Below are 9,219 nucleotides of genomic sequence, written 5' to 3' on the forward strand. Positions count from 1 at the left end.
CGTTGCGCGGCAGAGTCGGAGCCACCGGCCGGCACGCACGCGTCCGCCGCGGCGACTGCGCGTCGCGGCGGCACGTCGCTGAGCGCTAACATACGCGCCGGACGGCGGCTGGCCCTGCCCTAACCGGCCCTCCGCGGGCGAGACGGCGGCCAGCGAAACGGCCCCGTCCGGCGCGGGCGTCGGCGTCGCGCAGTTCGACGGGGCCGTTCGTGACCGAGAAGCGATTCGGGCGGGCTAGCGGCTGCGCACCGGTGGAGCGCCGCGCAATTCGCCGGCGCGGCGTGTCGCCCGCGCGATCGCGCGGCGGACCGCCGCCGGAACACCGCCCTCTATCAGCGCTTCGACACCGGCCATCGTGGTTCCGCCCGGCGACGTGACCCGCGCGCGCAGGACGGCCGGGTCCTCACCGGTCTCTACCAGCATCTTACCCGCCCCCAGCACCGTCTGTGCGACGAGATCGAGCGCCACCTCGCGGTCCAGGCCTTCGTGCTGGGCGGCCTCGACCATGGCCTCGGCGAGCAGATAGACGTAGGCCGGCCCGCTGCCCGACAGTCCCGTCACGGCATCGAAGAAGTGTTCCGGCACGACCACGACCCGGCCGACGGCCTCGAAGAGCGCGCGCACGATGCCGAGATGCCGGTCACCGGCCCGGCGGCCCGCGCAGACAGCGGTCGCGGATGCGCCCACGGCGGTCGATGTGTTGGGCATGGCGCGCACGACCGCCGCGGTGCGAAGCGCCCGCTCGATGGTCTCGATCGGCACTCCGGCCGCGACGGAGATGACGAGGTGACGCGCCTCCACGTGAGGCGCGATGTCGCGCAGCACGTCCGGCACATCCGCCGGCTTCACGGCGAGCACGACGGCGTCGGCGTCGCGCACGAGCCGTGCCTTGTCCCGCGTGGTCGTGACCGTCCACTCGCGGGCAAACCGCGCGAGGCGCGCGTCGTTGCTGCGGTTCGTCATGAGGCAGCGGTCCGGCGTGACCACACCACGGCCGAGCAGGCCGCGCACAAGCGCGTCCGCCATATTGCCCGCGCCGATCATTCCGACGGTCCCGTTCCACATCATCGCCATGCCCCCGGGAAAACAAATCGTCCCTCTCGCCAAAGGGCGAAAGGGACGCTTCCGCGGTACCACCTTTGTTCTCCCGACCGCCCGAGGCCGCCGGCCGCAGTCGATTGAGAGCACTCATCGCTGTCTCGGGCGGACCCGGTTCCCGTTTCGGCGGACCGCAAGGCCCGCACCTCGGGAACGGCATCGGGGGTGGGTTCGGACGCACCCGCGACGGCCCTTTCACCCGAGGAGCCGCTCTCTCGACCGCGGGCAGGACGTCCTACGTCCCCGTCACTGCCTTACCTATAGGATGTGGCCCGAATTATAGCAACCGCGGCCCAAGCGGTCAAGCGAAGTTCATGTGCACGACCCGCCGCTGCCGGTTCCCGCGCAGTCAGACGGCCCGACTCGCGCTGAGGATCGCCTCCTCGACGATCTCGATCATGAGTGCGTGCGGCAGGCGCCCCGTGGCGCGCGCGCGCACCCGACAGTGCTCAACGACGCGAGTAGAAAAGCGGAAGGTGCTGATCGACTTCAGCGAAAGCTCGAACTGGGCGCGACTCCATGCTCCCGCAAGCGACGTATCCCGGCTCACGTGAGACATACGCAACTCCTCCCGAAGCTTCTGAGCGCTTTCATGCCCGTCTGGGGAACCTCTTAGACGCCTCTTAGACGCCATCCGGTCACAGGGTGTGCCGCGCGCATGAAGAATCTACCACCGACGAGGTTCCTCGAACCCTCCTCGCGCGAACAGAGGTGAATCAGGTGAGCGAACGGATCGGCTTCATCGGGCTCGGGATCATGGGCAAGCCGATGGCCGGACATCTCATCCAGGCCGGCTACCCCGTGACCGTGTGGAACCGTACACCGTCGAAGACGGCCGATCTGGTACAGGCCGGCGCCCGGCAGGGGACCTCGCCGAAAGACGTCGCCGCGCAGAGCGACATCACGGTCATCATGGTCGCCGACACGCCCGACGTGCGGCAGGTCGTTCTCGGCGCGGACGGCGTCATCGAAGGTGCCCGCCGCGGCGGCGTGGTCGTGGACATGAGCACCATTTCCCCGGTCGCGACGCGCGAGATCGCGGAGGCCCTGGCCGCGCGGGGCATCGAGATGCTGGACGCGCCCGTCTCGGGCGGGGAGAAGGGCGCGATCGACGCGACCTTGTCCATCATGGTCGGCGGCAAGCCGGAGATCTTCGAGCGCGTCCTTCCCGCGTTCCAGCGGATGGGCAAGAACATCGTCCACATCGGGGCGCACGGCGCCGGCCAGGTCACCAAAGCCTGCAACCAACTCGTCCTGTCGCTCACGATCCTCGGCGTGGCGGAGGCGATCCACCTGGCGCGGAAGGCCGGGGTCGACCCGGCGAAGGTACGCTCGGCGCTGCTCGGCGGGTTTGCCCAGAGCCGGGTGCTGGAGCTGCACGGGCAGCGCATGCTCGACGGAAATTACGCGCCCGGGTTCCGGACGCGCCTCTACCATAAAGACATGGGCATCGTCACAGAGACCGGCCGGGCACTCGGGATGCCGCTCCTCGGCGCCGGACTCGCCGCCCAGCTCTATCAGATCGCGATGAACGAGGGGCTCGGCGAGATGGACTACTCCGTGCTCGCCAAGGTGATCGGGGACGGCTAGACTTCCGGTTCCAGCACGATATCCAGTTCGCCGGTCTTGGTCCCCGGCTTCGGAAGAAACACGGCCACGGTCGGCTTGAACCCCGGCACGGCTACGCGCACGTGGATGTGCGGCTGGCCGAAGCTCGAGCCCGGGAAGTCGGTCTCGAACCGATACCGCCCGCCCCCGTCGGTGATCACCGTGCCGCGGTGGATGGCATCGTACACGCCGGTCGGGCCCGCGTGCCAGATTTCGACGCGCACCCGCGGCAGCACGGCGCAATCGATCCCGGAGCGGATGACGCCCATCAGCACGAAGCCGTTGCCGACGTGGGACCGGAGCGGCGGGTTCGGCGTATAGTTGGGGTCCATGTAACCGGTGGAGGTGACGGGGCATTTGGGCGCCGTCGCCGCCCCGGCCGGCCCCCCGCTCCACGCCGTCAGGGCGGCGACGGCACACGCGGCGAGGGCCGCGCCGATCCGTCCTCCCAGGTACCCGATCCACGACCGGCGACTCCGCGCACGCATGATCCGGATCACCCCATGTCCCTTTCCGACGTCGGTGCCGCCCACCCCTCCACCCGCCGGCGAGGCGCCATCGGTGCGCGAGCGGATGGCGGATAGACTCCCCATCCGATAGTGTCCGGTCGCCCCGACTCCTATCATCACGCCAGCACGACGACACAATCGAACTGCGTCGCGCGCGCGACGGAGAAGGGAACGCTCCGGTGCTGCTGAGTGAGTCGATCGAGCGTCTGAACCGAACGTCGCCGCGGGCGGCCGCGACGATCGACGGCAATGAAGCGATCGCCTCCGTCGCCTACCGGGTCAACCAACTCATCGCCATCTACCCGATCACCCCCGCCTCGCCGATGGGCGAACTCGCCGACGAGTGGGCGGCGGAGGGGCGGGTCAACATCTGGGGCGCGGTGCCCCGGGTCGTCGAGATGCAATCCGAGGGGGGCGCCGCCGGCGCCGTGCACGGCGCGCTGCAGGCCGGGGCACTCTCGACCACGTTCACCGCGTCCCAGGGCCTGCTCCTGATGCTCCCCAACATGTACAAGATCGCGGGTGAGCTGACGGCATTTGCCATGCACGTCGCGGCCCGAACGGTGGCCGCGCACGCCCTGTCGATCTTCGGCGACCACTCCGACGTCATGGCCGCCCGGCAAACGGGCTTCGCGATGCTCGCGTCCGCCTCTGTGCAGGAAGCCCACGACCTCGCCTGTGTCGCGCACGCCGCGACCCTGGGCACGCGCGTCCCGTTCCTGCACTTCTGCGACGGGTTCCGCACCTCCCACGAACTGGCCAAGATCGAGCTGCTCGCCGACGACGACCTCCGGGCGATGATCCCCGAGGACCTGGTGGAGGCCCACCGCCGGCGGGCGCTCACGCCCGATCATCCGGTCCTGCGCGGCACGGCGCAGAACCCCGACACCTTCTTCCAGGCCCGCGAGGCCGCCAACCCCTTCTACCTGGCCTGCCCCCAGCGGGTGCAGGAGGAGATGGACCGGTTCGCCGGTCTGACCGGCCGGCAGTACCATCTGTTCGACTACCGCGGCCACCCCGCGGCGGAGCGCGTGATCGTGCTCATGGGATCCGGGGCCGAGACCGTCGACGAGACGGTGGACTGGCTCCTGCGGTCCGGCGAGCGGGTCGGCGTGGTCAAGGTCCGGCTCTTCCGGCCGTTCTCGGCGCAGGATTTTCTGGCGGCGCTCCCCCGAACGGTGCGGGCCATCGCGGTGCTCGACCGGACCAAGGAGCCGGGCGCGCTCGGCGAGCCGCTCTACCTCGACGTCCTCGCGGCCCTCAACGAGGCGCAGGACACCGGCGGCGCGCTCTCGCCGGGCCCGACCGTCATCGGCGGACGCTACGGTCTGTCGTCCAAGGAGTTCACGCCGGCCATGGTCATGGCGGTGTTTGCCGAGCTGGCCGCGCCGCGGCCGAAGCGGCATTTCACGATCGGCATCACGGACGACGTCACCGGCCTCTCGCTTGTGTTCGACCCGGACGCCGACATCGAACCGGACGACGTGACGCGCGCGGTCTTCTTCGGGCTCGGGTCGGACGGCACGGTGGGGGCGAACAAGAACTCCATCAAGATCATCGGCGAAGAGACGCCGCACTATGCGCAAGGCTACTTCGTCTACGACTCCAAGAAGTCGGGCGCGATGACCGTCTCGCACCTGCGGTTCGGACCGCGGCCGATCCGGTCGGCGTACCTGATCGCACGGGCGAACTTCGTTGCGTGCCACCAGTTCGCGTTCGTCGAGCGCTACGACATGCTGCGGTACGCCGCCCCGGGAGCGGTCTTTCTCCTGAACGCCCCGCACGGCCCCGAGGAGGTCTGGCGCCATCTCCCCCGCGAGGTGCAGGACGAGATCGTCGAGCGGCGCCTGCGATTCTACGTGATCGATGCGCTGGACGTCGCGCGCCGGGCCGGCATGGGCGGCCGGATCAACGCGGTCATGCAAACCTGCTTCTTTGCGATTTCCGGCGTGCTGGCGCGCGAGGAGGCCGTCGCCAAGATCAAGGCGGCGATTCAGCAGACGTACGGCCGCGCCGGCGACGAGGTCGTCCGGCGGAACTGGCTGGCGGTGGACGACACGCTGGCCCACCTGTACGAGGTCCACGTGCCGGCCGCGGCGAGCGCTGCGCGGCATCGACCGCCGCGGGTGTCCGCGGACGCACCCGACTTCGTCCGGCGCGTGACGGCCGTGATGCTGAGTCAGAACGGAGATCTCCTCCCCGTCAGCGCCTTCCCGCCCGACGGCACGTGGCCGGTCGGGACCGCGCAGTGGGAAAAGCGCAACATCGCCCAGGAGATCCCGGTCTGGGATCCGGAGATCTGCATCCAGTGCAACAAGTGCGCGTTCGTCTGTCCACACGCGGTCATCCGCGCGGCCGTCTACGAGCCGCGGCACCTCGACGGGGCGCCGTCCACCTTCAAATCCGCGGCCTACCGGGGGCTGGACTTCAAGGACCACCGGTACACTCTCCAAGTCGCCCCGGAGGACTGCACTGGGTGCAGTCTGTGCGTTGCGGTGTGCCCGGTCAAGGACAAGGCGAACCCGAAGCACAAAGCCATCGACATGGCGCCACAGGCGCCGCTGCGGGAGGCGGAGCGCCGAAACTGGGCGTTCTTCCGGACGCTCCCGGAGCCCGACCCCGTCCGCCTGAAGTCCGACGTCAAGGAATCGCAGTTCCGCGCCCCGCTGTTCGAGTTCTCCGGAGCCTGCGCGGGATGCGGCGAGACCCCCTACCTCAAACTCCTGAGCCAGCTGGTCGGCGACCGCGTGCTCATCGCGAATGCGACCGGCTGCTCGTCGATCTACGGCGGCAACCTGCCGACGACGCCGTGGACGGTCAACCGGGACGGCCGCGGCCCGGCGTGGTCCAATTCGCTGTTCGAGGACAACGCCGAGTTCGGGGTTGGGTTCCGGCTCGCGGTGGACGAGCTCGCCGACGAAGCCCGCGCGCTGGTCCGCCGGCTCGCCCCGCGGCTCGAGGCCGACCTGGCATCCGGCCTGCTGGACGGCGACCGGCGTGACGAGGCCGGCATCGCCGCCCAGCGCGCGCGGGTCGCCCGGCTGCGCGGACAACTCCCGGCGCTCGACGGGCCCGAAGCGCGCCGGCTCGTGAGCATCGCCGATTACCTCGTGCGCAAGAGCGTGTGGATCGTCGGCGGCGACGGGTGGGCGTACGACATCGGCTACGGGGGCCTCGACCACGTCCTGGCCATGGGGCGGGACGTCAACATCCTAGTGCTGGACACCGAGGTGTACTCGAACACCGGCGGGCAGCAGTCCAAGGCCACGCCGCGGGGCGCCGTGGCCAAGTTCGCGTCGGCAGGCAAGGCCACGGCCAAGAAGGATCTCGCGCTCCTGGCGATGGCCTACGGCAACGTCTACGTCGCCCGGGTGGCGTTCGGCGCGAAAGATACGCAGACCGTGCGCGCGCTCCTCGAAGCGGATTCCTACCCGGGACCGTCGTTGATTCTGGCGTACAGTCCGTGTATTGCGCACGGGTACGACCTGGCGTACGGGGCGGAGCAGCAAAAACTGGCCGTAGACTCCGGCTACTGGCCGCTGCTCCGTTACGATCCGCGGCGGGCAGCCGCGGGGGAGAATCCCCTCGTGCTCGACTCACCGCCGCCGAAGGTCGATCTGACCCGGTTCCTCTACAACGAGACGCGCTTCCGCATGGTGGAAAGCATCGACCGGCAGCGGGCGCGGGAGTTGGTGGACGGGGCAAGACGGGACGTCCAACAGCGCTACCGGCTCTACGAACAACTGGCGCACCTGCACGGCGCGACCGCCACGGACACGACTGCGGCGGCGCCCGGGGACGGGGCTCCGAAGACGGACTGAGGGAGCAGCGCATGGACCTCTCCACGACGTACCTCGGACTCCCGCTGCCGCACCCGCTGATGCCGGGCGCCTCGCCGATGGCGGACGACCTGGACAAGGTGAAACGGCTGGAAGAGGCCGGCGCCGCCGCCATCGTCATGCACTCCCTCTTCGAGGAGCAGATCCTCCAGGAACAACTGGCCGGCGCGCATCACTTGGAACGCCACGCGGAATCGTTTGCCGAGGCCCTCTCGTTCTTCCCGCGCCCGGGCGAGCTCACCCTGGGCCCCGGGCAGTACCTGGACCAGATCGCCCGGATCAAGGCCGCGGTTCGTATCCCGGTGATTGCCTCTCTCAACGGGACCACTCCGGGCGGCTGGATCGACTATGCGGGCCGCATCCAGGAGGCCGGCGCCGACGCCCTCGAGCTCAACGTCTATCACCTCGCGACCGACCCAGAGGAGACGGCCGAGATCGTGGAGGGCCGAGCCCTCGGCATCCTGCGGGCGGTGAAGCGGGCGGTCACGATCCCGGTCGCGGTGAAAGTGTCGCCCTCCTGCTCCGCGCTGGCCCACGCCGCGGCCGAGTTGGACGCGGCGGGCGCGGACGGCTTGGTGCTGTTCAACCGGTTCTACCAGCCCGACATCGACGCCGAGAGCCTCGAGGTCGTCCCCACTCTGCAGCTGTCGACCAGCGCGGAGCTGCGGCAGCGGCTCCCCTGGCTGGCCGTCCTCTCACACCACGTGCGGGCGTCGCTCGCGGTCTCCGGCGGCGTCCACACGGCCCTCGACGCGATCAAAGCGGTCATGGCGGGCGCGCACGCGGTCCAGATGGTCTCCGCGCTGCTGCTCCGGGGCCCGATGTATCTGCGCACCGTCCGGCGGGAGATGGAAGGCTGGATGGACGCGCACGAGTATACCTCGCTGCGTCAGATGCAGGGCAGCATGAACCTCGCCCGTTGTCCCGATCCCGCGGCGTTCGAGCGGGCCCACTACGTGCGGGTCCTGCAGGGCTGGAAACCGGTGTCCCTCGGAGCCGCCGGGCGCTGATCCGTCCTGTTCGTCTGGTAGGCTCGGCCCACGTCGTCGCGGCCGTCAATCGCGGGCGGGTCGTGCGGCCCGATCCACCATGAAGCGGACGGCATCGTTCATATTGATCGGATTCACGGCCACCCCGGGATGCGCCGTGCGGTAGACGCGAAAGATCTCGTCGGCGAACGCCTGACCAATCCCGTCGACGCCCTCGAAGTCCAGGGTGACCGAGCGAAACTTCTCAAGCCCAAACAGGATCCGCCGCGCTTGAGACCGGGAAAGGTATGCTGCTCCGGCCAGGTAGAGTTTGACCTTGACTTCGCTTCGATCGAAAGCCGGCTCTGCGCTGTTGACGCGAAACTTGTTGAAGACCTCGTCGAGGCGACGCGGGGACGCCGTGGCGAGCGAGAAAGTTGCCCGCGTTCCTCGTTTGAACGGCTTGAGCGTCTCCAGGAACACGTCCTCGATACCGTTGTCAAACCGCAGACGATGGGCGTGGCTGTCGAGGAGAAACAGGTCTCCGACTCTTGACGTGAAGAAGATTCCCTCTCCCGAGTGCCGGGCCGGCTGAGTCGTTGTCTTGCCCTTCAGGAGATCTTCGATCGCTTCCAACTCCGACAAAAGGCCGCGTTTCTCCATGATATTGCCGAAGACGCCGACGCCGACGTCATTCACGATGAATTGAAGTGTCTCCCGGGCCTTGCCGACTTCCACGTCAATCGTCGGGGAGGCGGAGTGCTCGATCGCATTGTTCAGCATTTCCTGGAACGCGTACGCGAAAATCCGCTCGACATTGTCCCGCAAGGCGCGAAGGAAAGGGGCTTTGGCGCGGAGAGCATCGAACACCTCGTGCTCTCGCAGGGCGTCGTTCCTCAGACGCGCCTTGACCACTAGCCCAAGCTCCGCGGCGTGCTGCGGGAGCGCGTATGCGGCACCCCGGGTGGCCCCTGCTTTGACCAGGAGGCCGGCCGCCGCGAGGTCGCGGATCGTCCGATGGACGTACTGGCGTGACACCTCTCCGCGAAGCGCAGCCACCACGTCCGAGGTCTGGCGCACGCGGGTCACGAACTCTCCGGACGGCACACGGGAGGGACGCTATCCATGGCCACGACCCGAAAGCGCACGCCGCCCGCCGGCCAGCCGGCTCCCCCACCCCCGACGGGGAGCGACGAG

At 69.1% G+C, this 9,219-nt stretch carries 7 protein-coding genes; 3 read left to right on the top strand and 4 right to left on the bottom strand.

Annotated features, from left to right (window positions below):
* Positions 1–234 precede the first annotated feature (234 nt).
* Together proC and VGZ23_07410 are read right to left on the bottom strand one after the other, a co-directional pair.
* On the bottom strand, positions 235–1,068 hold the full coding sequence (proC, locus tag VGZ23_07405; GenBank protein HEV2357421.1) for a pyrroline-5-carboxylate reductase: 834 nt from the start codon (positions 1,066–1,068) through the stop codon (positions 235–237).
* 379 nt (positions 1,069–1,447) lie between these two features.
* Positions 1,448–1,657 (bottom strand): hypothetical protein, encoded by a 210-nt coding sequence (locus VGZ23_07410; GenBank protein HEV2357422.1) that lies wholly within the window; start codon positions 1,655–1,657, stop codon positions 1,448–1,450.
* Between the two features lie 161 nt (positions 1,658–1,818).
* On the opposite strand from VGZ23_07410, the gene VGZ23_07415 reads away from it, so the two are divergent.
* On the top strand, positions 1,819–2,688 hold the full coding sequence (locus tag VGZ23_07415) for an NAD(P)-dependent oxidoreductase (GenBank protein HEV2357423.1): 870 nt from the start codon (positions 1,819–1,821) through the stop codon (positions 2,686–2,688).
* On the opposite strand, the gene VGZ23_07420 is transcribed toward VGZ23_07415, so the two are convergent.
* Entirely contained in the window at positions 2,685–3,194 is a 510-nt protein-coding gene (locus tag VGZ23_07420) for an intradiol ring-cleavage dioxygenase (protein HEV2357424.1), read from the bottom strand. The genes VGZ23_07415 and VGZ23_07420 overlap by 4 nt on opposite strands.
* 200 nt (positions 3,195–3,394) lie before the next feature.
* Here VGZ23_07420 and nifJ point away from each other — a divergent pair, with 200 nt between their 5' ends.
* The gene (gene nifJ / locus VGZ23_07425; protein HEV2357425.1) at positions 3,395–7,036 is read left to right on the top strand and encodes a pyruvate:ferredoxin (flavodoxin) oxidoreductase; all 3,642 of its coding nucleotides are present in this window, start codon (positions 3,395–3,397) and stop codon (positions 7,034–7,036) included.
* Positions 7,037–7,047: 11 nt separating this feature from the next.
* Entirely contained in the window at positions 7,048–8,064 is a 1,017-nt protein-coding gene (locus VGZ23_07430; protein HEV2357426.1) for a dihydroorotate dehydrogenase-like protein, read from the top strand.
* A gap of 45 nt (positions 8,065–8,109) precedes the next feature.
* Here VGZ23_07430 and VGZ23_07435 read toward each other — a convergent pair whose 3' ends face one another.
* Entirely contained in the window at positions 8,110–9,111 is a 1,002-nt protein-coding gene (locus tag VGZ23_07435; protein HEV2357427.1) for a DUF4325 domain-containing protein, read from the bottom strand.
* Between the last annotated feature and the right edge of the window lie 108 nt (positions 9,112–9,219).

This window comes from bacterium, from assembly GCA_035945995.1.
Taxonomy (GTDB): Bacteria; Sysuimicrobiota; Sysuimicrobiia; order Sysuimicrobiales; family Segetimicrobiaceae; genus DASSJF01.